Source organism: Ancylobacter defluvii (assembly GCF_018390605.1).
Lineage (GTDB): Bacteria > Pseudomonadota > Alphaproteobacteria > Rhizobiales > Xanthobacteraceae > Ancylobacter > Ancylobacter defluvii.
Map to the genome: position 1 here is coordinate 251,008 of NZ_JAHBGD010000028.1, position 23,281 is coordinate 274,288.

The window sequence follows — 23,281 nt, forward strand, 5'->3', positions numbered from 1 at the left end:
CCCCTCAGCCCAGTATCCCCGGCAGGTCGAGCTGGTGCTCGCGGGCGCAGTCGAGCGCGATGTCGTAGCCGGCATCGGCATGGCGCATGACGCCGGTGGCCGGATCGTTCCACAGCACGCGGGCGATGCGGGCATCGGCTTCCGCCGTGCCGTCGCAGCAGATCACCATGCCGGCATGCTGCGAGAAGCCCATGCCGACGCCGCCGCCATGGTGCAGCGACACCCAGGTGGCGCCGGAGGCGGTGTTGAGCAGGGCGTTGAGCAGCGGCCAGTCGGAGACGGCGTCGGAGCCGTCCTGCATCGCCTCGGTCTCGCGGTTGGGCGAGGCGACGGAGCCGGAATCCAGATGGTCGCGGCCGATGACGATGGGCGCCTTCAATTCGCCGTTGCGCACCATCTCGTTGAAGGCGAGGCCGAGCCGGTGGCGGTCGCCGAGGCCGACCCAGCAGATGCGCGCCGGCAGGCCCTGGAACTGGATGCGCTCGGCCGCCATGTCGAGCCAGTTGTGCAGATGCGGATTGTCCGGGATCAGCTCCTTCACCTTGGCGTCGGTCTTCGCGATGTCCGAGGGGTCGCCGGACAGCGCCGCCCAGCGGAACGGGCCGATGCCGCGGCAGAACAGCGGGCGGATATAGGCCGGCACGAAGCCGGGGAAATCGAAGGCGTTGGCGACGCCCTCCTCCAGCGCCATCTGGCGGATGTTGTTGCCGTAGTCGACGGTGGGGATGCCGGCGTGGAAGAAGTCGAGCATCGCCTGCACATGCACCGCCATCGAGGCCTTGGCCGCCTTGGCGACGCCCTTGGGATCGGCCTGCTTGCCGTTCTCCCACTGCTCCAGCGTCCAGCCGGCGGGCAGGTAGCCGTTCACCGGGTCATGGGCGGAGGTCTGGTCGGTCACGGCATCCGGCCGGATGCCGCGCTTCACCAGCTCGGGCAGCACCTCGGCGGTGTTGCCGAGCAGGCCGACCGACAGCGGCTTGCCCTCGGCGCAGGAGCGCTCGATCATCAACAGCGCCTCGTCGAGGCTGGTGGTCGAGGTGTCGAGATAGCCGGTGCGCAGGCGGAACTCGATGGAGGAGGGCCGGCATTCCACCGCGAGGCAGCTTGCCCCGGCCATGGTGGCGGCGAGCGGCTGGGCGCCGCCCATGCCGCCAAGACCGCCGGTGAGGATCCACTTGCCCTTCAGCGAGCCGCCGAAATGCTGGCGGCCCATCTCGACGAAGGTCTCGTAGGTGCCCTGCACGATGCCCTGGGCGCCGATATAGATCCACGAGCCGGCCGTCATCTGGCCGTACATCATGAGCCCCTTCTTATCGAGCTCGTTGAAGTGCTCCCAATTCGCCCAGCGCGGCACCAGGTTGGAATTGGCGATCAGCACCCGCGGCGCGTCCTTGTGGGTGCGGAACACCCCGACCGGCTTGCCGGACTGCACCAGCAGCGTCTGGTCGTCGTCCAGCCGGCGCAGCGCGGCGACGATGCGGTCGAAGCTCTCCCAATCGCGGGCGGCGCGGCCGATGCCGCCATAGACCACCAGCTCGCCGGGCTTCTCGGCGACGTCGGGATCGAGATTGTTCATCAGCATGCGCAACGGCGCTTCGGTGAGCCAGCTCTTTGCCGACAGCTCGGTGCCACGGGCGGCGCGGATGGTGCGGCTGTTGTCGATACGGGTCATGAACGGGCTCCCTGCGAGCGTGCAAAGGCGAGACAGGCGTTGAGGATGGCGATCAGCGCCGCGCGCACCGGGGCGGCAAAGGCGGGATCATAGGGCGCCGGCCAGTTGTCCGGGCCGAGGGATCCGGCCGGGTCCGGCATATAGCTGCGGCAGGCGAGTTCCATCTGGACCGCGTGCACGCCGCGTTCCGGCGCGCCGTAATGCCGGGTGATGTAGCCGCCCTTGAAGCGGCCATTGCTGACGTGCGAGAAGGCGGTGGCGTCGCAGATCGCCTCGACGGCGGCTTGCAGTTCGGGGGCGCAACTGGCGCCGGAATTGGTGCCGATGTTGAAGTTCGGCAGCGTGCCCGGAAACAGCCGCGGGATCACCGAGCGGATCGAGTGGCAATCATAGAGCACCATTGTGCCATGGACGGCGCGGGCGTGCTCGATCTCGGCTTCGAGCGCGGCATGGTAGGGGTCGAAATACCCCGCGCGACGGGCGGCGACGTCCGGCGCCTTGCCGGGCTTGTACAGCGGCTCGCCGTCGAAGCTGGTGGTCGGGCACAGCTCGGTGGTCGCCTGTCCCGGATAGAGCGAGACGCCGGAGGGATCGCGGTTGACGTCGATGGCGGTGCGGGAAATCGAGGTGCGCACCACGCTGGCGCCCATGCCGGCGGCGAAATCATAGAGACGCTCGATCCACCAGTCGCAATCCTTGCGGGCGAGCCAGGGGGAGACGAGGTCGTCGGCGAACGCGTCGGGGATATCGGTGCCGGTGTGCGGCAGCGACACCACCAGCGGGGCGGTGCCGCGGATGACAGTGAGGAAGGCGGGATGAGCGGTCATGCGCGAGGCTCCTCGAAAGCACGACACGGCCCCCTCTCCCCGCACGGAACCCGGCTGTTGCCGAGTTCGGCATTCGGCATGGCCAACATCGGAGACATCCGATGTTGGCGGAGAGGGGCGGGGTGAGGGGCCTTCGTCGCTCCGCAAGCGTGCGCCCCCTCACCCGCCGCTTCGCGCCGACCTCTCCCCCACGGGGAGAGGTAAGACAAGGCGTCGCTCATCACTTCGTCTCCCCGCTGATCGTCGGCAGCAGGTCGGCGGCGAGCGCGGCGATGGCGCCGGCGCGGATGAGCGCGTTGGCCGCCTCCATGTCGGGGGCGAAATAGCGGTCGTCGTCGAGATGCGGCACCCCGGCCCGGATCGCCGCGCGCACCGTCTCCAGCACAGGGGAGGAGGCCAGCGGGGCGTGGAAGTCGCAGCCCTGCGCGCTCGCCAGCAATTCGATGCCGATCACCGCCACCGCGTTCTCCACCATGCCCAGCAGGCGGCGGGCGCCATGGGCGGCCATGGACACATGGTCCTCCTGATTGGCCGAGGTGGGAATGGAATCGACGCTGGCGGGATAGGCCTTCTGCTTGTTCTCCGAGACCAGCGCCGCCGCCGTCACCTGCGGGATCATGAAGCCGGAGTTGAGGCCGGGCTTCGGCGTCAGGAAGGCCGGCATGCCCGACAGCGCCGGATCGACCAGCATGGCGATGCGCCGCTCGGCCAGCGAGCCGATCTCGCACACGGCCAGCGCGATCATGTCGGCGGCGAAGGCCACCGGCTCGGCGTGGAAATTGCCGCCGGACAGCGCCACGCCATCCTCGGCGAAGATCAGCGGATTGTCGGAGACGCCGTTGGCTTCGGTGGCGAGCGTGGTCGCGGCCTGCCTGAGCACGTCGAGCGCCGCGCCCATCACCTGCGGCTGGCAGCGCAGGCAATAGGGATCCTGCACCCGCTCGTCGCCGATAAGATGCGAGGCGCGGATCGCCGAGCCGGTCATCAGCCTGCGCAGCGCCTCGGCGGTCTCGATCTGACCCTTATGCCGGCGCAGCGCGTGGATGCGCGGGTCGAACGGCGCGTCGGAGCCGCGGGCGGCATCGGTGGAAAGCGCGCCGGTGACCAGCGCCGAGCGGTAGAGGTTTTCCGCCTCGAACAGCCCGGCCAGCGCGTTGGCGGTGGAGAACTGGGTGCCGTTGAGAAGCGCGAGACCTTCCTTCGGCCCGAGCTCGACGGGAGCGAGGCCGGCATCGGCCAGCGCCACGGCGGCCGGCAGCCGGCTGCCGTCGACGAAGATCTCGCCGACGCCGATCATGGTGGTGGTCATGTGCGACAGCGGGGCGAGGTCGCCGGAGGCGCCGACCGAGCCCTGGCATGGCACCACCGGGGTGAGGCCCTTCGCCAGCATGGCTTCGAGAAGCGCCAGCGTCTTCGGCTGGATGCCGGAGGCGCCTTGGGCGAGGCTGGCGAGCTTCAGCGCCATCATCAGCCGGGCGACCGGCACCGGCATCGGCTCGCCGACGCCGGCGGCATGCGAGAGCACGATGTTGCGCTGGAGGGTGGCGAGGTCGGCATCGCCGATCTTCACCGTGGCCAGCTTTCCGAAGCCGGTATTGATGCCGTAGACCGGCTGGCCCTTGGCGAGGATGTCGGCCACCGCCTTGGCCGAGCGCTCCACCGCCGGCAGGCAGGCCGGATCGAGGCTGGCGCTGGCACCCTTGTAGACGGCGCGCCAGTCGGCGAGCGAGACGGCGCCGGGCTTGAGGACGATCTCGGTCATTTTCCCCTCCACACCCGCGCATGCAGCGGGTTGAAACCCATGCGGTAGACCAGCTCGGCCGGGCGCTCGATGTCCCAGATCGCGAGGTCGCAGGACTTGCCGGCCTCCAGCGTGCCGATGTCGTCGAGGCGCCCGAGCGCGCGGGCGGCCTCGCGGGTGACGCCGGCAAGGCACTCGTCCACCGTCAGGCGGAACAGCGTCGCGCCCATGTTCAGGGTGAGTAGCAGCGAGGTCAGCGGCGAGGTGCCGGGATTGCAGTCGGTGGCGAGTGCGATCCGGGTGCCGTGGCGGCGGAAGAGGTCGACCGGCGGCAGCTTGGTCTCGCGGATGAAGTAGAAGGCGCCCGGCAGCAGCACCGCCACCGTGCCGGCCTGCGCCATGGCGGCCGCGCCGTCATCGTCGGTATGTTCGAGATGATCGGCGGAGAGGGCGCCGAACTCGGCGGCCAATTTGGCGCCGTGCAGATTGGAGAGCTGGTCGGCGTGCAGCTTCAGTTTCAGGCCGAGGGCGCGGGCGGCGGCGAACAGCCGCGCCACCTCGTCGGGCGAGAAGGCGATGCCCTCGCAGAAGGCATCCACCGCATCGGCGAGCTTTTCTTTCGCGATGCGGGGCAGCAGCGCGATGACCTGATCGATATAGCCGGCCTTGTCGCCCTTGGCCTCCGGCGGCAGCGCGTGGGCGCCGAGATAGGTGGTGGCGACCGAGACCGGGCGGGCCTGCCCGAGGGCGCGGGCGGCCCTGAGGCTCTTCAGCTCGGCGTCGTCGGACAGGCCGTAGCCGGACTTGACCTCGATGGTGGTGACGCCCTCGGCAATCAGCGCGTCGAGCCGGGGCAGGGCAGCGGCGACCAGTTCGGCCTCGCTGGCGGCGCGGGTGGCCTTCATGGTGGAGACGATGCCGCCGCCGGCGCGGGCGATCTCCTCATAGGAGGCGCCGGCGAGGCGCAGCTCGAATTCATGCGCGCGGTCGCCGCCAAAGACCAGATGGGTGTGGCAATCTATGAGGCCGGGGGTGATCCAGCGCCCCTCGACATCGAGGGCCTCCTCCGCCTCGAAGGCGGGAGCCTCGGTGGCGGGGCCGGCATAGAGGATGCGGCCATCCGCGGCGGCGACGATGCCGTTCTCGACGATGCCGAGCCCCGGCCGGGCCGCGTCGAGGGTGGCGAGGCGGGCACCGCGCCAGATACGCTCGCATCTCATGTCCGGGCTCCCGGCAAAGTCGTTGGCAACGGCATCAATATGTATATACATAAATGCAGCGAAGGCGGCTTGTCCATATCGAATCGGCGAAAGGCGGCGGCGATGACTGTGTTGTGGTGCGGCAGCGTGCTGCTTCCCGAGGGCTGGGCGCGGGAGGTGCGTGTCACCCTAGCCGATGGACGCATCGTCGGCATCGCCGCCGGAGTGGCGCCGCAGGCCGGCGACGAGCGGCACGCGGTGGTGATTCCCGGCCTGCCGAACCTGCACAGCCACGCCTTCCAGCGGGCGATGGCCGGCCTCAGCGAGGTGCGCGGCCCGGCGGGCGACAGTTTCTGGACCTGGCGCGACCAGATGTATCGCGCGGTCGACCGGCTCGATCCCGAGGATGTCGAGGCGATCGCCGCGCTCGCTTATGTCGAGATGCTGGAAGCCGGCTTCACCCGTGTCGGCGAGTTCCACTATCTGCACCATGATCGCGACGGCACCCCCTATGCCGATATTGGCGAGCTTTCCGCCCGCATCGCCGCCGCGGCCTCGTCGACGGGCATCGCGCTGACCCTGCTGCCGGTGTTCTACGCCCATGGCGGCTTCGGCGGCGCGGCACCGGGCCATGGGCAGCGCCGCTTCATCAACGATGTGGCGGGCTTCGGCCGGCTGATGGAAGCGGCCGGGCGGGCGATCCGGGATCTGCCCGACGCCGTGCTCGGCCTCGCGCCGCACAGCCTGCGCGCCGCGACGGCGGAGGAGATCGCCGCCATCCTGCCGCTGACAGACGGGCCGATCCACATCCATGTCGCCGAGCAGATGAAGGAGGTGGAGGACTGCCTTGCCTTCAGCGGTGCGCGGCCGGTCGATTATCTCTACGACCACGCCCCCGTCGATGAACGCTGGTGCCTGATTCACGCCACCCACATGACCGAGGCCGAGACCCAGCGGCTGGCAAAGAGCGGTGCGGTGGCGGGGCTGTGCCCGATCACCGAGGCCAATCTCGGCGACGGCATCTTTCCCGGCGGGCGCTTCGCCGAGCTGGGCGGGCGCTATGGCGTCGGCTCGGATTCCAATGTGCGCATCGACGCGGCGGAAGAGCTGCGGCTGCTGGAATATTCCCAGAGGTTCAGCCAGCGGGCACGCAATGTGATGGCGCTGGCGGCGGGCGCCTCGACCGGGCGGCTTCTGTTCGACACCGCGCTGGCAGGTGGGACGCAGGCACTGGGCGCGCAGGCACTGGGTTCGCAGGTGCTGGGCGCCGAGGCGGGGATCGCGGTGGGGCGGCCGGCCGACCTTGTCAGCCTCGATGCCGGCACGCCGTCGCTGCATGGCAAGGCGGGCAACGCGCTCATCGACGGCTGGATTTTTGCTGGTGGCGCGCCGGTCGATGCGGTGTGGCGCAACGGCGCCAAGCTGGTCGAGGGCGGGCGTCATCAGGCGCGGGCAGCGGTGGAGGCCGGCTACCGACGGGTGCTCGACAAGCTGGCGGGCTGAGCCCGCCTCTTCCGGGGTCGCCCCAATCTTGTATTTGGTATACATCAAATCGGAGTGGAGGAGCTCCGATGCGTGACAACGAACAGGCGGCGCAGCCCGCTATCCCGAACGACGCCGGCGCGGCGCGCGATTACCGCATTCGCGCGCGCCGGAAGGAAAGCGAAATCGTCACCTCCTTCGAGCTGGCGCCCACCGATGGGGCGCCGCCGCCCGTCCATGTCGCCGGGCAGTACCTGACGCTGTTCGCCGCGATTCCCGGCCTCGGCGAGACCAAGCGCAACTACACCATCTCCACGGCGCCGAATGGCGAGCATCTGCGCATTTCGGTGAAGCGCGAGCCGCAGGGGCAGGTGTCGCGCTGGCTGCACGACGCGGCCGAGGTCGGCACCGGGCTGAAAATCGCGCCGCCGGCGGGGAGCTTCGTGCTGCCGGCGACGTGCACGCGGCCGATCGTGATGGTGAGCGGCGGCGTCGGGCTGACGCCGATGATCGCCATGCTGGAGGCGCTGGCGGCGGAGAAGGCGCGCGTGCCGGTGCATTTCGTCCACTGCACCCGCGACGGCGCCACCCACGCCTTCGCCGCGCATGTGAAGGAGCTGGTCGCGGCGCTGCCGAATGCCCGCGCCACCATCCTCTACAGCCAGCCGCGGCCGCAGGACCGGCAGGGCAGTGATTTCGACCTGCCCGGCCGGCTCACGGTCGACTGGCTGACGGCCGAGACGGCGCTGGCCGAGGCGGAGTATTATGTCTGCGGCCCGCTCGGCTTCCTGCGGGCGCTGGTGCCGGCGCTCGCCAAGGCCGGTGTCCCGGCCGAGCGGCTGCATTACGAGTTCTTCGGCCCGGTTGAGGACCTGTTCGACGCGGAGGGCGGCGCGTCGGCGCCGGTGCCGGCTTCGGGCGACGCGGTGGAGGCCTATCGGGCCAAGGCGGAAGGCGGCTTCGCCCGCGACGAGATTGCCGAGGGCCTGATCGACGGCGCCGCCGATGCGGTGGTGGCGAGCGACCGCGAGGGGCGGATCGTGATGTGGAATCCCGGTGCCGCGCGCATTTTCGGCTTCAGCGAGGCGGAGGCGCTCGGCCAGTCGCTCGACATCATCATCCCCGAGCCGTTTCGCGCCCGCCACTGGGAGGGCTATGCCGAGACGGTGGCGAGCGGCAAGAGCCGCTATGGCGCCGGCGACCTGCTGGCGGTGCCGGGCCTGACCAAGGACGGAAAGCGCATTTCGCTCGAATTCACCATCGTTCTGCTCAAGGATGCGGCAGGGCAGGTGCGCGGCATGGCCTCGGTGCTGCGCGACGTCACCCGCCGCTTCGAGGAGACGCGGGCGCTCAAGAAGGAGCTGGCGGCGCTGAGGGGCGGCTGACCGCCGCACCTTGCGGTTGCGGCCCAGGCCTTGCTTCGCAGCGAAGGATGTCCCAGTGCGTGGTGCCGATGCTCCGTTGCCGTTCGCCTTTGAAACCGATGATGGCACGCCCCCATGCCGGTTGACCCGGGCCTGAAGATCGTCATCGTCGACGAAAGCCCGCTGCGCGCCGCCATCCTCGACGAGGGGCTGCGCGAGGCGGGCTATGTCAACGTGATCTGCCTGAAGGAGCGGCACAATCTGCTGGCGCGGCTGCACGCCATCGACCCCGACGTGATCGTCATCGACCTCGAGACCCCCTCGCGCGACGTGGTGGAGCAGATGTTCCAGGTCAGCCGCGAGGTGAAGCGGCCGGTCGCCATGTTCGTCGACCAGTCGGATTCATCCACCATCGAGGCGGCGATCGATGCCGGCGTCTCCGCCTATATCGTCGACGGGCTGAAGAAGGAGCGGGTGAAGCCGATCCTCGACATGACCATCAGCCGCTTCCGCGCCTTCGCCAAGCTGCGGGCCGAGCTGGAGCAGACCAAGACCCAGCTCGAGGAGCGCAAGACCATCGACCGCGCCAAGGGCATACTGATGCGGCTCAAGGACCTCGACGAGGCGACAGCCTATGCGCTGATGCGGCGCACGGCGATGAACGAGAAGAAGCGGCTCGCCGATATCGCCCAGTCCATCATCACCGCGGCGGAAATGCTGAAATGAGACGGCTCGCGATAGGCTTCATCCCGCTGACCGATGCCGCGACGCTGATCGCCTGCGCCGAGCGCGGCTTCGCCACCGCCGAGGGGCTGGAGATCGACCTGCACCGCGAGGTCTCCTGGGCCAATATTCGCGACCGGCTGAATGTCGGCCTGCTCGACGGGGCGCATATGCTGGCGCCGCAGGCCATCGCCTCCTCGCTCGGCCTCGGCCATGTGCGGGTGCCGCTGGTGGCGGCCTTCGCGCTCAATCTCAATGGCGGCGCGATCACCGTCGCCCCGGAACTGCATGCGGCGATGGGCGCGACCGGCGAGGATCTCGCCACCGGCGAAGGCACGGCGCGGGCGCTCGGCGCGGTGGTGCGGCAGCGGGCGGCGGCGGGGCAGGAGCAGCTGACCTTCTCCTCGGTCTACCCGTTCTCCACCCACACCTATGCGCTGCGGCACTTGATGGAGGCCGGCGGCATCGATCCCGATCGCGATGTGCGCCTGGTGGTGGTGCCGCCGTCCTACACGGTGGAGAACCTGCGCTCGGGGCTGATCCACGGCTTCTGCGTCGGCTCGCCCTGGAACAGCGTCGCAGTGGAGGCCGGGGTGGGGCGCATTGCGCTGCTCGGTACCGAATTGTTCGCCCGCGCGCCGGAAAAGGTGCTCGGCGTGCATGCCCGCTTCGCCAATGCCGAGCCGGACGTGCTGCGCCGGCTGATCCGGGCGCTGGAGGCGGCGGCGCGCTGGAGCGAGGCGCCGGAGAATCGCGGCGACCTCGTCCGCCTGCTCGCCGAGCCGCGCTTCCTCGGCGTGCGCGCCGACATCATCGAGCGCACCCTGACCGGGCGGCCGGATGTCGGGCCGGGCGGCACCGCCCGCACCGATCCCGACTTCCTGGTGCTGCACCGTGGCGGCGCCACGCGGCCGGATCCGCGTCACGCCCTGTGGATCTATGCGCAGATGGTGCGGGCCGGCCAGGTCGGCTACGCAGCGGATGCGGTGCAGGAGGCGCAGGCGGTCTATCGACCCGATCTCTACGATGCGGCTCTCGGGCTTGCCGCGCGCCCGGCGGCGGCGGAAGGCGATCCGGTCGGCACGCGTTTCGGCGAGGCCTTCGATGCCGGGGACAGCGACAGCGTCGTGGCTTATCTGGCGCGGCTGGGAAGGCGCTGAACGCTGGCGCGATGCTTCCGGCGATGCATTCTTGCGCGCATGCAAGAAATATCCTCACGAAATGGCGCGCCTTGCTCACATTTTGAGCGCGTGAAAAGCGGTCGAAAACCGCTCTCCGAGGCGATGTTTTCGGCCGTAACTGGTTGAAATAATTCCAGATAAATCGTGCAAGCCTCTGTTTTTGCGATGTTGGCACGATTTGTGTATGTTTAGTGTCGCCGTTCGGTCAACGACGATCACGGTTTCCCAGATTCCGCCCAGCGATGGGTTGCAGCAAAGCCGCTGCCAGCATGACGGATCATCTCCGTCAACGCCGTGGCTTGCTTGCGTTTCATCGCCGCGCTCGGAACTGGGCGCGGCTTCTCAAAATTTCCCGAGGGGCACGTTCATGACCGACCGCAACACCTCCGACCGTTTCAAGTCCGCCGGCAAGGCCGTTGTCGCCGGCACCGTGGTTTCCCGCCGCTCCTTCCTCAAATCCGGCGCCGCCGCCTTCGGCACCGCCGCGCTGGTCGAGAGCCTGCGCGTGGCGTTCCCCGGCGGGGTGCCGTTTGCCCATGCCGCCAGCCCGGAAACCACCAAGGCGGTGCTCGGCTATATCGCGCTCACCGATGCGGCGCCGCTGATCGTCGCCAAGGAGAAGGGCCTGTTCGCCAAATACGGCATGCCGGATGTCGAGGTGGCGAAACAGGCGTCCTGGGGCGCCACCCGCGACAATCTGGTGCTCGGCGGCGAGAGCAACGGCATCGACGGCGCGCATATCCTCACCCCGATGCCGTATCTGATCTCCACCGGCAAGGTGACGCAGAACAACGTGCCGACGCCGATGTACATCCTGGCGCGGCTCAATCTCGACAGCCAAGGCATCTCGGTCGCTTCCGAATATGCCGGGCTGAAGGTCACCGCCGACGCCTCGCCGCTTAAAGCCGCCTTCGCGGCGAAGAAGGCGGCCGGCAAGGAGGTGAAGGTCGCCATGACCTTCCCGGGCGGTACCCACGATCTGTGGCTCCGCTACTGGCTGGCCTCGGCCGGCATCGATCCCGACAAGGACGTCTCCACCATCGTGGTGCCGCCGCCGCAGATGGTGGCGAACATGAAGGTCGGCAACATGGACGCCTTCTGCGTCGGCGAGCCGTGGAACGAGCAACTGGTCAACCAGGGCATCGGCTTCACCGCCTGCACCACCGGCGAGATCTGGAAGCATCATCCCGAGAAGGCGCTCGGCATGCGCGCCGCCTGGGTCGACAAGAACCCCAACGCCACCCAGGCGATCCTGATGGCGGTGATGGAAGCCCAGCAATGGTGCGACGCCATGGCCAACAAGGACGAGATGGCGCAGATCCTCGGCCGCCGGCAGTGGTTCAACGTGCCGCCCAAGGACGTGCTCGGCCGGCTGAAGGGCGACATCAATTATGGCGACGGCCGCGTCGCCACCGGCACCGACCTCTACATGAAGTTCTGGCAGGACCACGCCTCCTACCCCTTCAAGAGCCATGATGCCTGGTTCGTCACCGAAGACATGCGCTGGGGCAAGTTCGAGCCGTCCACCGACGTCAAGGCGCTGGTCGACAAGGTGAACCGCGAGGACATCTGGCGCGCCGCAGCCAAGCAGCTCGGCGTCGCGGCGGCCGACATCCCGGCCTCGACCTCGCGGGGCAAGGAGACCTTCTTCGACGGCAAGGTGTTCGATCCCGACAACCCGTCGGCCTATCTCGCCAGCCTCGGCATCAAGCGGATCGCCTGAGCCCTTTCGCCCGTTCCGGCGGAAGCCCCGCCAAATCCACTCGATACCCCGCCTCTCGCTCCGGGAGCTTCGCATGCCCATAACCGCATTGAAGGGCGAGGCCATCGCCTCGCCGGCCGCCGACGCCAAGGCGCCCGCCGCCAAGGCTTCCGCCGCCAAGGCCAAAACCGCCGAGATCGTCCGGCTGACGCCGGCGCGGCCGGCCGCTCGTCCCAATCGCTTTGCTGGCTATGCACATAGTGCCGCCGTCGCCATCGTGCCGCCTTTCGTGGTGCTGGTGGCGCTGCTCGGCCTGTGGGAGCTGCTCTGCTCCGGCCCCGGGGCGACGCTGCCGCCGCCCTCCACCATCTGGCAGGACTCCTACGACCTCATCGTCAACCCGTTCTTCGTCAACGGGTCGCAGGATATCGGCCTGGGCTGGCGGGTGCTGATCTCGCTGCAGCGCGTCGCCATCGGTTTCGGCCTGGCGGCGGTGGCGGGCATCATGCTCGGTGTCGTCGTCGGCCAGTCGGTGTGGGCGATGCGCGGCCTCGACCCGATCTTCCAGGTGCTGCGCACCGTGCCGCCGCTGGCCTGGCTGCCGATCGCGCTGGCGGCATTCCGCGACTCAAATCCCTCGGCGATCTTCGTGATCTTCATCACCGCGATCTGGCCGGTGATCATCAACACCGCGGTCGGCGTGCGCAACATCCCGCAGGACTACCGCAACGTCGCGCAGGTGCTGCGGCTGAACCCGCTGGAATTCTTCGTGAAGATCATGCTGCCCTCGGCGGCGCCCTACATCTTCACCGGCCTGCGCATCGGCGTCGGCCTGTCCTGGCTCGCCATCGTCGCGGCGGAAATGCTCACCGGCGGCGTCGGCATCGGCTTCTTCATCTGGGACGCGTGGAACTCCTCGCGCCTGTCCGACATCATCGTGGCGCTGGTCTATATCGGCGTGGTCGGGTTCATCCTCGACCGCCTCGTCGCCGGCATCGGCGCCTTCATCACCCGCGGCACCGCGGCAGCCTGAAGGAGGATCCGATGACCGCCTATCTCAAGCTCGATCATATCGACAAGTCCTTCGCCCGTGGCGGCAGCGTCACCGAAGTGCTGAAGGAAGTCTCGCTCGACATCGCCAAGGGCGAGTACATCTCCGTCATCGGCCATTCCGGCTGCGGCAAGTCGACCCTGCTCAACATCGTCGCCGGGCTGACGCAGGCCACCAATGGCGGCGTCATCCTCGAGGGCCGGCAGGTCGACACCCCCGGCCCGGACCGCGCCGTGGTGTTCCAGAACCATTCGCTGCTGCCCTGGCTGTCGGTCTACGACAATGTGCGCCTGGCGGTCGACAAGGTGTTCTCCGGCGTGAAGAGCCGCGCCGAGCGCCATGACTGGACGCTGCACAATCTCGATCTGGTGCAGATGGGCCACGCGAAGGGACGGCGCCCGTCCGAGATCTCCGGCGGCATGAAGCAGCGCGTCGGCATCGCCCGCGCGCTGGCGATGCAGCCGAAGGTGCTGCTGCTCGACGAGCCCTTCGGCGCGCTCGACGCGCTGACCCGCGCGCATCTGCAGGACTCGGTAATGCAGATCCACGCGGCGCTGGGCAATACGGTGATCATGATCACTCATGACGTCGACGAGGCGGTGCTGCTCTCCGATCGCATCGTGATGATGACCAACGGGCCTTCCGCCCGCATCGGCGAGGTGCTGGACGTTCGGCTGCCGCGGCCGCGTCGGCGGCTGGAGCTGGTCACCGACCCCTCCTACCTCGCCTGCCGCGAGGCGGTGCTGAAGTTCCTCTACGAGCGCCACCGCTTCGTCGAAGCCGCGTGAGGGGGCGAGGATGACACCCGACGCTATCGCTCTCCTGCGCGAGAGCTTCGCCAAGGTCCGCCCGATCTCCGACCAGGCGGCGGCGCTGTTCTATGGCCGGCTGTTCGAGATCGCTCCCGAGGTGCGCCCGCTGTTCAAGGGCGACATGGCCGAGCAGGGCCGCAAGCTGATGGCCACGCTCAGCGTGGTGGTGAGCGGCATCGACGACCTGCCGGCGCTGTTGCCGGCGGTGCGGCGGCTCGGCGCCCGGCATGCCGGCATGGGGGTGACCGCCGAGCATTTCGCGCCGGTCGGCGCTGCGTTGATCTGGACGCTGGACCAGGGGCTGGGCGAAGACTTCACCCCGCCGGTGCGCACGGCCTGGACCGAGGCCTACCAGCTGCTCGCCGGGGTGATGATCGCGGCGATGGAGCAGGCGGCGCCGGCGGACGAGGGTTCGTTCGGCCGTATCGCCGGGGTGGCCGCATCATGAGCGCCACCTCGCTTCGCGAGCCGGTGGTGATCATCGGCAACGGCATGGCGGCGGCGAAGTTCTGCGAGGAGCTCACCGCGCTGGCGCCGGAGCGTTTCGCGCTCACCGTGGTCGGCGCCGAGCCGCACCTTGCCTATAATCGGGTGCTGCTCTCCTCGCTGCTGGCCGGCGAGGTCGTCGCCGACGATCTGGTGCTGAAGGACGCCGGCTGGTGGGCGGCGCGGGGTATCGAGCTGAAGCTCGGCACTGCGGTGACGGCGGTGGATACCGCCGCGCGCGAGGTGCGCCTCGCCGACGGCTCGGTGCTCGGCTATGGCCGGCTGGTGCTGGCGACCGGCTCCAGCGCCATCCGCCTGCCGCTGCCGGGCATGGAGCTGCCCGGCGTCATGACCTTCCGCGACATGGCCGATGTCGGGGCGCTGCTGGCCGCCGCCCGGCCGGGGCTGCGGGCCATCGTCATCGGCGGCGGGTTGCTCGGGCTGGAGGCCGCCACCGGCCTTGCCGGCGCCGGGGCCGACACCGCCATCATCCATCTCGCCGATCGGCTGATGGAGCGCCAGCTCGACGCCCGCGCCGCCGGGCTGCTGCGCCAGGCGGTGGAGGCGCGCGGCATCGCCGTGCATCTCGACGCCGCGACGCAGGCGATCGAGGGCACCGGGCGGGTCGAGGGGCTGCGCCTCGCCGATGGGCGGGTGCTGCCGGCTGATCTGGTGGTGGTGGCCTGCGGCGTGAAGCCGAACGCCGATCTCGCCCGCGCGGCCGGCATCGGCTGCGGCCGCGGCGTGCGGGTCGACGATCACCTCGCCACCGACGCACCGGGCGTGTTCGCGATCGGCGAGTGCGCCGAGCATCGCGGCCAGGTCTACGGCCTCGTCGAGCCGGCCTATGAGCAGGCGCGGGTGCTGGCCCGCCGCCTCGCCGGCACGCTCTCCGCCTATGCCGGCAGCGTGCTGGCCACCAATCTCAAGGTTTCCGGCGTGCATGTGTTTTCCGCCGGCGATTTTCTCGGCGGCGCGGGCACGCAGGAACTGGTGCTCGCCGATCCCGGTCTCGGGCTTTATCGCCGGCTGGTGCTGCGGGCGGACGGGTCTGCCACCCGCCTCGTCGGCGCGGTGCTGTTCGGCGATACCGCCGACGGGCTGTTCTATCTCGACCTGATGCGGTCCGGCCGCGACATCGGCGCCGCGCGCGCCGCGCTCGCCTTCGGGCGCGCCTATCTGGCGCCGGATCTTTCCACGCAATCCCTGCCGGAGGCCGCGTGATGGGCACCGATTTCGCTCCCGAACAGAAGCGCTACCTCGAAGGCTTCGTCGCCGGCCTCGCCGCGACCCGCGCCGCCGGCGGCCTCAATGCCGCGCCGGCCGCCGCCAAGCCCGCTGCCACCGGGGCCGCTGCCGCCGAGCCGGCCGGGCCGGACGCCGCCGCCCATCGCGCCATGGCGCGCTTCGAGGCGCAGGGCCGCAAGCTGGCCAATGAGGAGAAGGCCAAGCGCGAGGAGTTCGGCCTCGACAGCTATGGCCGCATGAAGCAGCACGCGCGCGACGCCGCCTTCCCCAAGGGCGTCGACGTGTTCCGCTGGAAGTTCCACGGGCTGTTCTATGTCGCGCCGACGCAGGACAGCTATATGTGCCGGCTGCGCATTCCGAACGGCATCCTGAAATACTGGCAGTTCGCCGGCGTCGCCGACCTCGCCGCGCAGCATGGCGGCGGCTACAGCCATGTCACCACCCGCGCCAACCTGCAGATGCGCGAGATCCCGGCCACCGACGGGCCGGCGGTGCTGGAGGGGCTGATCGGCCTCGGCCTCACCGCGCGCGGCTCCGGCGCCGACAACATCCGCAACGTCACCGGCGGCCCGACCGCCGGCATCGACCCGCAGGAGCTGATCGATACCCGCCCCTTCGCGCTCGACTGGCACCACCACATCCTCGCCGACCGCTCGCTCTACGGACTGCCGCGCAAGTTCAACGTCGCCTTCGACGGCGGCGGGCGCATCGGCGCGCTGGAGGACACCAACGATATCGGCTTCCAGGCGGTGGAGGTGGCCGACGGCCACGGCGTCGAGCCGGGCGTGTGGTTCCGCGTCGTGCTCGGCGGCATCACCGGCCATATGGACTTTGCCCGCGACACCGGGGTGATCGTGAAGCCGGAGCAGGCCAGCGACGTCGCCGATGCCATGGTGCGGGTGTTCATCGACCATGGCGACCGCACCGACCGCAAGAAGGCGCGGCTGAAATATGTGCTCGATGCCTTCGGCTTCGAGAAGTTCCTCGCCCTCACCGAGGAGAAGCTCGGCTGGAGCCTGCCGCGCGTGCCGGCGAGCGCCGTGGCGCCGCGCCCGGAGCCGGACCGGCTCGCCCATATCGGCGTGCACCGGCAGAAGCAGGCCGGCCTGAACTGGGTCGGGGTGGTGCTGCCGACCGGCCGGATGAGCGTGGAGCAGATGCACGGCCTCGCCCGGCTGGCGCGCGACCTTGGTGACGGCGAAATACGGCTCACCGTGTGGCAGAACCTGATCCTCTCCGGCGTACCGGACGACAAGGTGGCACTGATGGAGGCGGCGGTTGAGGCGCTCGGTCTCTCCACCAAGGCCACCGCGATCCGCGCCGGGCTGGTCGCCTGCACCGGCTCGATGGGCTGCCGCTTCGCCAATGCCGACACCAAGGGCGCGGCGGAAGCGATCGCCCGCCATTGCGAGGAGCGCGTCGCCCTCGACCTGCCGGTCAACATCCATGTCACCGGCTGCCCGCATAGCTGCGCCCAGCATTATATCGGCGATATCGGCCTGGTCGGCGCCCGCGTGCCGGTGAACGAGGATGGCGACACGGTGGACGGCTTCCACCTGGTGGTCGGGGGCGGTTTCGGCTCCGACGCCGCCATTGCCCGCGAGCTCTATCGCGACGTCAAGACGACCGAGGCGCCGGTGGTGGTGGAGGGGCTGTTGCGCGCCTGGCTCGCCCACCGCGCCGACGGCGCCGAGACGCTCGCCCGCTTTACCCGCCGCCATGAGCCGGACGCCCTGCGTGCGCTGGTCGAGGAGGAGACGCGCTGATGAACGCCGCCACCCCCCTTTCCGTGCCGCCCCACTCCGCGCTTCCCGTGCCGGTGCCGCCGGCCATCGCCTTCTTCCCGGAGACCGCGCCGTTCAGCGCAGAACAGCGCGACTGGCTGAACGGCTTTTTCGCCGCCATCCTCGCGCCGCAGGGACTTGCGGGCGGGGCGACCGCGCTCTCGCCGGCGGAGAACGCCGCGCTGATGCCCGGCGCCGCCGCGGAAGAGGATGATGGCGCCCCTTGGCACGACGCCTCGATGCCGCTGGACGAGCGGATGAAGCTGGCCGAAGGCCGGCCGCTGCCCCGCCGGATGATGGCGGCGATGGCGCAGCAGGATTGCGGCCAGTGCGGCTATCTCTGCGACAGCTACAGCGCCGCCATCGCGTCGGGCAAGGAGCCCAAGCTCAATCTCTGTGCCCCCGGCGGCAAGGAGACCATGCGCATGCTGAAGGCGCTGGCGGCGGAAATGGATGCGCCGGCGGCCACGGCACCGGCCGAGGCGGTGCCCGCCGCGCCTTTGGGCGCCCCCGGCTCCTCGCGCGACAATCCGGCGCTGGTCCGCTTCCTCTCCCGCAAGCGGCTCAACAAGGGCGCCTCGGAGAAGGAGACCTGGCATGTGGAGTTCGATCTGGCGGCGGCCGGGCTCGACTACACGGTCGGCGACAGCTTCGGCATCTTCCCGGTCAATGACGGCGCGCTGGTCGACGCGGTGCTGGACGCCATCGGCGCCAGCCGCGAGGAGATGATCGGCGACAAGCTCGCCCGCGACGTGCTGGGCGAGGCCGTCTCGCTCGGCGCCGCGCCGGACGGGCTGTTCCAGCTGCTCACCTATCACTCGGGCGGCGAGATGCGCCGTAAGGCGCGGGCGCTGGCCGCCGGTGAGGATCCAGATGGCGATGCCGCCAGCCTCGACGTGCTGGCGGCGCTGGAGAAGTTCGGCCGTCCGCGCCTCGCCCCCGAGGTGCTGGCCGAGGCGCTGGAGCCGTTGCAGCCGCGGCTCTATTCGATCTCGTCCAGCCCGACGGCGACGCCGGGCAAGCTGTCGCTGACCGTCGACGCGGTGCGCTACCGGATCGGCGCCCGCACCCGGCTCGGCGTCGGCTCGACCTTCCTCTCGGCGCGGCTGCCCGAGGGCGGCCAGCTGCGCGCCTATGTGCAGAAGGCGCACGGCTTCGGCCTGCCGGCCGATCCGACGACGCCGGTGATCATGGTCGGCCCCGGCACCGGGGTCGCCCCGTTCCGCGCCTTCCTGTGGGAGCGCATGGCGGCCAAGGCGCCGGGGCGCAACTGGCTGTTCTTCGGCCACCAGCGCAGCGACTACGACTTCTTCTATGAGGACGAGCTCGACGGCATGCGTGCCAGCGGCAATCTGTCCCGCCTGACGCTGGCCTGGTCGCGCGACGGCGACACCAAGGTCTATGTGCAGGACCGCATGCGCGAGGTCGGCGCCGATCTCTATCGCTGGCTGGAGGAAGGCGCGCATTTCTACATCTGCGGCGACGCCAAGCGCATGGCCAGGGATGTCGAGCATGCGCTGGTCGACGTGGTCGCCGCGCATGGCGGCACCTCCACCGAGGCGGCGCTGGCCTATGTCGCGGCGCTGAAGAAGGCCGGGCGCTACCAGGCGGACGTCTACTGATGAACGCACCGGTGCCGCTGCCCCGCGCCGAAGCCGCCTCCATCGCCGTGGTCGATACCGCGGTGCGCACCACCTGCCCCTATTGCGGCGTGGGCTGCGGGGTGCTGGCGAGCCCGGACGGCGCCGGCGGGGCCGGCATCGCCGGCGATCCCGAGCATCCGGCCAATCGCGGCCGGCTGTGCTCGAAGGGCTCGGCGCTGGGCGAGACGGTGGGGCTGTCGACCCGGCTGCTGGCGCCGATGATGCGCATCGACGGCGCCCTCACCCGGGCCAGCTGGGACGCGGCGCTCGGTGCCATCGCCGATGCGTTCCGCGCCACCGTCGCGGCGCATGGGCCGGATTCGGTGGCGCTCTATCTCTCCGGCCAGCTGCTGACCGAAGATTATTATGCGGCTAATAAACTGGCCAAGGGCTTTCTCGGCACTGCCAATGTCGACACCAATTCACGGCTGTGCATGGCGTCCTCGGTCGCCGGCCACAAGCGTGCCTTCGGTTCCGATACCGTGCCGGGCGTCTATGCCGATCTCGACGAGGCCGATCTGGTGGTGCTGGTCGGCTCCAACGCCGCCTGGTGCCATCCGGTGCTGTTCCGCCGGCTGGAAGCCGCGCGGGCCCGGCGGGGCACGAAGCTGGTGGTCATCGACCCGCGCCGCACTGCCACCGCCGAGGAGGCGGAGCTGTTCCTGCCCGTCGCGCCGGGGATGGACAGCGTGCTGTTCGCCGGGCTGCTGGTGCATCTCGCCGAGGCCGATGGGCTGGCGCCGGACTATATCCGCGCCCACACCAGCGGCTTCGACGCCGCGCTTGCCGGCGCAAGGGCGCTGGCGCCGGATCTCGCGACGGTGGCTTTGAGGACCGGCGTGCCTGCCGCCGATATCGCCCGCTTCTACGCGCTGTTCGCGGCGAGCGAGCGGGTGGTCACCTGCTATTCGCAGGGGGTGAACCAATCGGCGCAGGGAACCGACAAGGTCGGCGCCATCATCAATTGCCACCTCGCCACCGGCCGCATCGGCCGGCCCGGCATGGGGCCGTTCTCGCTCACCGGCCAGCCCAACGCCATGGGCGGACGCGAGGTCGGCGGCCTCGCCAACCAGCTCGCCGCGCATATGGGCTTCTCGGCCGCCGAGGTCGACCGCGTGCGCCGGTTCTGGGGCGCGCCGAACATGGCGACGCGCGAGGGGCTGAAGGCCGTCGACATGATGCGGGCGGTGGCGGAGGGGCGCATCAAGGCGCTGTGGGTGCTCGGCACCAACCCGGCGGTGAGCCTGCCGCGCGCCGACGCGGTGCGCGAGGCGCTGTCGCGGCTGGATTTCCTCGCCATCTCCGACAATGTGCGGGCCAGCGATACCCTTGCCTGCCGCCCGCATGTGCTGCTGCCCGCCCTTGCCTGGGGGGAGAAGGACGGCACGGTGACCAATTCCGAGCGGCGCATCTCGCGCCAGCGCGCCTTCCTCGATCCGCCGGGAGAGGCGCAGCCGGACTGGTGGGCGATGGCGCAGGTGGGGCGGCGGCTGGGATATGGCGCCGCCTTCGGCTGGCGCTCCGTGGCCGAGGTGTTCCGCGAGCACGCGGCGCTGTCCGGCTTCGAGAACGAAGGCAGCCGTGATTTCGACATTGGTGGCCTCGCCGGGCTCGACGATGACGCCTTCGACGTCATGACGCCGCAGCAATGGCCGGTGCGCGAGCCGGGCGAGGCGGGCGACAAGCGCTTCTTCGCCGAGGGCGGCTTCTTCACCCCGGATCGGCGCGCCCGCTTCATCGTGCCCGCCCCGCCGGCGCCGGCGGCACGAACCGACGCGGCTTTCCCGCTGCGGCTCAACACCGGCCGCATCCGCGACCAGTGGCACACCATGACCCGCACCGGGCTGTCGCCGCGCCTCGCCGGGCACCTGCCGGCGCCGTTCGCGGAGATGCATCCGGCGGATGCGCAGGCGCTCGGCATCGCGAGCGGCGATCTGGTGCGGCTGGCCTCGTCCCATGGCGCCGTGGTGCTGGAGGCGCGGATCACCGACGGCCAGCGGCGCGGCGAAGTGTTCGCGCCGATCCACTGGTCCGGCGCCAATGCCGCCGAGGCGCGGGTGAACGCGCTGGTCGAGGGAGCGACCGATCCGTTTTCCGGCCAGCCGGAATCCAAGGCGACGCCGGTGCGGGCGGAACGGGTGACGATGAGGTTCCGCGGCTTTCTGCTGGCACGGACGAGCCTTGCGCCGCCGGTCGCCGCCTGGTGGACGCGGGTCGCGGTAGAGGGCGGCGAGGGCTGGCTGATCGCCGATGATGACGGGCCGCTCGCCTGGCGCGAGCGGATGGCGGCGCTGTTCGGCGGTTGCGAGCGCTCGGAATTCCTCGATGTCGACGGCGGCATCTACCGCGGCGCCGCCTATGACACCGAGGGCCGGCTGGAGGCGCTGTTGTCGGTCGGTCCGGTGGAAGACGCCCCGGATTGGACGGCGGTGAAGGGCCTGCTCACCGCCGGCGGGCTGGGCGCCGCCGAGCGCCGCGCGGCGCTGGCCGGCCGCATGGCCGGTGCCGCCGCGGCCTGCGGGCCGCTGGTGTGCTCCTGCTTCGGCGTGCCGCTCGATCCCATCCGCGCGCTGGTCGAAGCCGAACCGGGCGCCGATGTCGCGCGCATCGGGGCGGTGCTCAAGGCCGGCACCAATTGCGGCTCCTGCGTGCCGGAGCTCAAGCGCCTGATCGCCGGCATGGCGGTGCCGGCCTGAGCCCTATTCGCCGAAGATCGACCAGCCCATGCGCTTGGTCAGGGCTTCCAGGGCGATGCGGCCGAGATGCGAATTGCCGACGGCGTCGAGCCCCGGCGCCCATACCGCGATCGAGGCCATTCCCGGCGCGATGGCGAGGATGCCGCCGCCGACCCCGCTCTTGCCGGGCAGGCCGACGCGGTAGGCGAACTCGCCGGAGCCGTCATAATGGCCGCAGGTGAGCATGATGGCGTTGATGCGCCGCGCCCGCTCCGGGTTCACCACCGAATGGCCGGTGGTCGGGTTCTTGCCGCGCCAGGCCAGGAACCGGCCGGCCATGGCGAGCTGGCGGCAGCTCATGGCGATCGAGCAGTGGTGGAAATACACCCCGAGCGTGTAGTCGACCGGATTCTGCAGCACGCCGAACGACTTCATGTAATTGGCGAGCGCCACGTTGCGGAAGCCGGTGCGCCGCTCGGAGGCGGCAACCTTCTCGTCGATGGTGATCGAGGTGTCGTCGGCGATGAAATGCATGAAGCGCAGGATCTCGCCCAGCGCCTCGCGCGGCTCGTGGCCGGCGAGGATCTGGTCGGTCACCGCGATGGCGCCGGCATTGATGAACGGGTTGCGCGGGATGCCCTGCTCATATTCGAGCTGCACGATGGAATTGAAGGCGCTGCCCGAAGGCTCGCGCCCGACATGGCGCCACAGCCGGTCGCCGATCTTGCCGAGCGCGAGGGTGAGGGTGAACACCTTCGACACGCTCTGGATGGAGAATGGCACGTCGGCGTCGCCGCCGGCCGCCACCTCGCCATTGGCGTCGATCACCGCGATGCCGAACTGGTCGGGATCGATGCCGGCGAGCTCGGGAATATAGCTCGCCACCTGGCCCCGGTCGGGGCGCTTTCTCATCTCTTCGGCGATCTCGGCGACGACGGTCTTCAGATCGGGCAAGGTCGGTTTCCTTGGCGGGCTGGCGATCAGGAGGCCTTGAGTATCAGGAGGCCTGGAGTATCAGGAGGCCTTGAGTTCGGCCGCGGCGGCAACGAAGGCTTGCGCGTTTCGTGCCACCTCGCTTGCCGTCAGCCCCGGCGCGTACAGCGCCGAGCCGAGGCCGAAGCCGCGGGCGCCGGCCTGCCAATAGGGCTTCAGCCGCTCCGGCGTCACCCCGCCCACCGGCAGCAGCACGGTGGAGGCGGGGAGGATGGCGCCCCACGCCTTCACCACCGGCGGCGGCAGCATCTCCGCCGGGAACATCTTCAAGGCATCGGCGCCGGCCTTCAGCGCCGCGAAGGCTTCGGTCGGCGTCGCCACCCCCGGCACGCAGCTCTGGCCGAGCGCCTTGGCGCGGGCGATCACCGCGGGATCGCTGTGCGGCATCAGGATCAGCTCGCCGCCGGCCTGCTTCACCCGGTCGGCATCGGCGGGATCGAGCACGGTCCCGGCGCCGATCAGCACATCGGGAAAGCGCCGGGCCAGCGCCTCGATGCTCTGCATCGGCTCGGGCGAATTGAGCGGTACCTCGATGATGCGGAAGCCGGCTTCCACCAGCGCCTCGCCGATCGCGACGGCCTCCTGCGGCTTCACGCCGCGCAGGATGGCGATGAGCGGAAATTCGGCGAGGCGGGCGAGCACGGTCATGGGGAGCGGTACCTTCTCTGGCATTCACCGGCAAGGCATGCCGGCGAGGG

General features: G+C 70.0%; 18 protein-coding genes. 12 read left to right on the forward strand and 6 right to left on the reverse strand.

Going from position 1 to position 23,281, the window contains the following annotated elements:
• Nucleotides 1–4: 4 nt before the first annotated feature.
• The 4 genes from hutU to hutI form a co-directional block, all read right to left on the reverse strand.
• A complete protein-coding gene (hutU, locus tag KHC24_RS24565; RefSeq protein WP_213367006.1) occupies nt 5–1,672 on the reverse strand; it encodes a urocanate hydratase in 1,668 nt (555 codons plus the stop codon).
• Nucleotides 1,669–2,499: an N-formylglutamate deformylase gene (hutG, locus tag KHC24_RS24570; RefSeq protein WP_213367008.1), complete on the reverse strand. Its 831-nt coding sequence runs from the start codon at nt 2,497–2,499 to the stop codon at nt 1,669–1,671. The genes hutU and hutG overlap by 4 nt, the downstream gene beginning before the upstream one ends.
• 220 nt (nt 2,500–2,719) lie before the next feature.
• Nucleotides 2,720–4,261, reverse strand: coding sequence for a histidine ammonia-lyase (gene hutH / locus KHC24_RS24575; RefSeq protein WP_213367010.1), 1,542 nt, complete (start codon nt 4,259–4,261; stop codon nt 2,720–2,722).
• Entirely contained in the window at nt 4,258–5,460 is a 1,203-nt protein-coding gene (hutI, locus tag KHC24_RS24580) for an imidazolonepropionase (RefSeq protein WP_213367012.1), read from the reverse strand. The genes hutH and hutI overlap by 4 nt, the downstream gene beginning before the upstream one ends.
• A gap of 102 nt (nt 5,461–5,562) precedes the next feature.
• On the opposite strand from hutI, the gene KHC24_RS24585 reads away from it, so the two are divergent.
• The 12 genes from KHC24_RS24585 to KHC24_RS24640 all read left to right on the forward strand — a co-directional run bounded on the left by KHC24_RS24585 (nt 5,563) and on the right by KHC24_RS24640 (nt 21,611).
• The gene (locus KHC24_RS24585; RefSeq protein WP_213367014.1) at nt 5,563–6,942 is read left to right on the forward strand and encodes a formimidoylglutamate deiminase; all 1,380 of its coding nucleotides are present in this window, start codon (nt 5,563–5,565) and stop codon (nt 6,940–6,942) included.
• A 68-nt stretch (nt 6,943–7,010) separates the two neighbouring features.
• Nucleotides 7,011–8,306, forward strand: a complete 1,296-nt coding sequence (locus tag KHC24_RS25585; RefSeq protein WP_213367016.1) for a PAS domain S-box protein — start codon at nt 7,011–7,013, stop codon at nt 8,304–8,306.
• A 114-nt stretch (nt 8,307–8,420) separates the two neighbouring features.
• Entirely contained in the window at nt 8,421–9,011 is a 591-nt protein-coding gene (locus tag KHC24_RS24595) for an ANTAR domain-containing response regulator (protein WP_213367018.1), read from the forward strand.
• Nucleotides 9,008–10,168, forward strand: coding sequence for a CmpA/NrtA family ABC transporter substrate-binding protein (locus KHC24_RS24600; RefSeq protein ID WP_213367020.1), 1,161 nt, complete (start codon nt 9,008–9,010; stop codon nt 10,166–10,168). The genes KHC24_RS24595 and KHC24_RS24600 overlap by 4 nt, the downstream gene beginning before the upstream one ends.
• A 388-nt stretch (nt 10,169–10,556) precedes the next feature.
• Nucleotides 10,557–11,912, forward strand: coding sequence for a CmpA/NrtA family ABC transporter substrate-binding protein (locus tag KHC24_RS24605; RefSeq protein ID WP_213367022.1), 1,356 nt, complete (start codon nt 10,557–10,559; stop codon nt 11,910–11,912).
• 73 nt (nt 11,913–11,985) lie between these two features.
• A complete protein-coding gene (gene ntrB / locus KHC24_RS24610) occupies nt 11,986–12,924 on the forward strand; it encodes a nitrate ABC transporter permease (RefSeq protein ID WP_213367024.1) in 939 nt (312 codons plus the stop codon).
• Nucleotides 12,925–12,935: 11 nt separating this feature from the next.
• Nucleotides 12,936–13,730 carry an ABC transporter ATP-binding protein gene (locus tag KHC24_RS24615; RefSeq protein WP_213367026.1) on the forward strand — a complete coding sequence of 265 codons (795 nt, stop codon included), beginning with the start codon at nt 12,936–12,938 and terminating at the stop codon, nt 13,728–13,730.
• Between the two features lie 10 nt (nt 13,731–13,740).
• Nucleotides 13,741–14,202 carry a globin family protein gene (locus KHC24_RS24620; RefSeq protein WP_213367028.1) on the forward strand — a complete coding sequence of 154 codons (462 nt, stop codon included), beginning with the start codon at nt 13,741–13,743 and terminating at the stop codon, nt 14,200–14,202.
• Entirely contained in the window at nt 14,199–15,464 is a 1,266-nt protein-coding gene (locus KHC24_RS24625; protein ID WP_213367030.1) for an NAD(P)/FAD-dependent oxidoreductase, read from the forward strand. Before KHC24_RS24620 ends, KHC24_RS24625 begins: the two co-directional genes overlap by 4 nt.
• Nucleotides 15,464–17,254 carry a NirA family protein gene (locus KHC24_RS24630; protein WP_213367032.1) on the forward strand — a complete coding sequence of 597 codons (1,791 nt, stop codon included), beginning with the start codon at nt 15,464–15,466 and terminating at the stop codon, nt 17,252–17,254. Before KHC24_RS24625 ends, KHC24_RS24630 begins: the two co-directional genes overlap by 1 nt.
• Nucleotides 17,254–18,894 (forward strand): sulfite reductase subunit alpha, encoded by a 1,641-nt coding sequence (locus tag KHC24_RS24635; protein ID WP_213367034.1) that lies wholly within the window; start codon nt 17,254–17,256, stop codon nt 18,892–18,894. The genes KHC24_RS24630 and KHC24_RS24635 overlap by 1 nt, the downstream gene beginning before the upstream one ends.
• Nucleotides 18,894–21,611, forward strand: a complete 2,718-nt coding sequence (locus KHC24_RS24640; RefSeq protein ID WP_213367036.1) for a nitrate reductase — start codon at nt 18,894–18,896, stop codon at nt 21,609–21,611. Before KHC24_RS24635 ends, KHC24_RS24640 begins: the two co-directional genes overlap by 1 nt.
• A gap of 3 nt (nt 21,612–21,614) precedes the next feature.
• On the opposite strand, the gene KHC24_RS24645 is transcribed toward KHC24_RS24640, so the two are convergent.
• Both KHC24_RS24645 and KHC24_RS24650 read right to left on the reverse strand, forming a co-directional pair.
• The gene (locus tag KHC24_RS24645) at nt 21,615–22,544 is read right to left on the reverse strand and encodes a glutaminase (RefSeq protein ID WP_213367038.1); all 930 of its coding nucleotides are present in this window, start codon (nt 22,542–22,544) and stop codon (nt 21,615–21,617) included.
• A gap of 60 nt (nt 22,545–22,604) precedes the next feature.
• The gene (locus tag KHC24_RS24650; RefSeq protein ID WP_213367040.1) at nt 22,605–23,231 is read right to left on the reverse strand and encodes a 2-dehydro-3-deoxy-6-phosphogalactonate aldolase; all 627 of its coding nucleotides are present in this window, start codon (nt 23,229–23,231) and stop codon (nt 22,605–22,607) included.
• Nucleotides 23,232–23,281 lie beyond the last annotated feature (50 nt).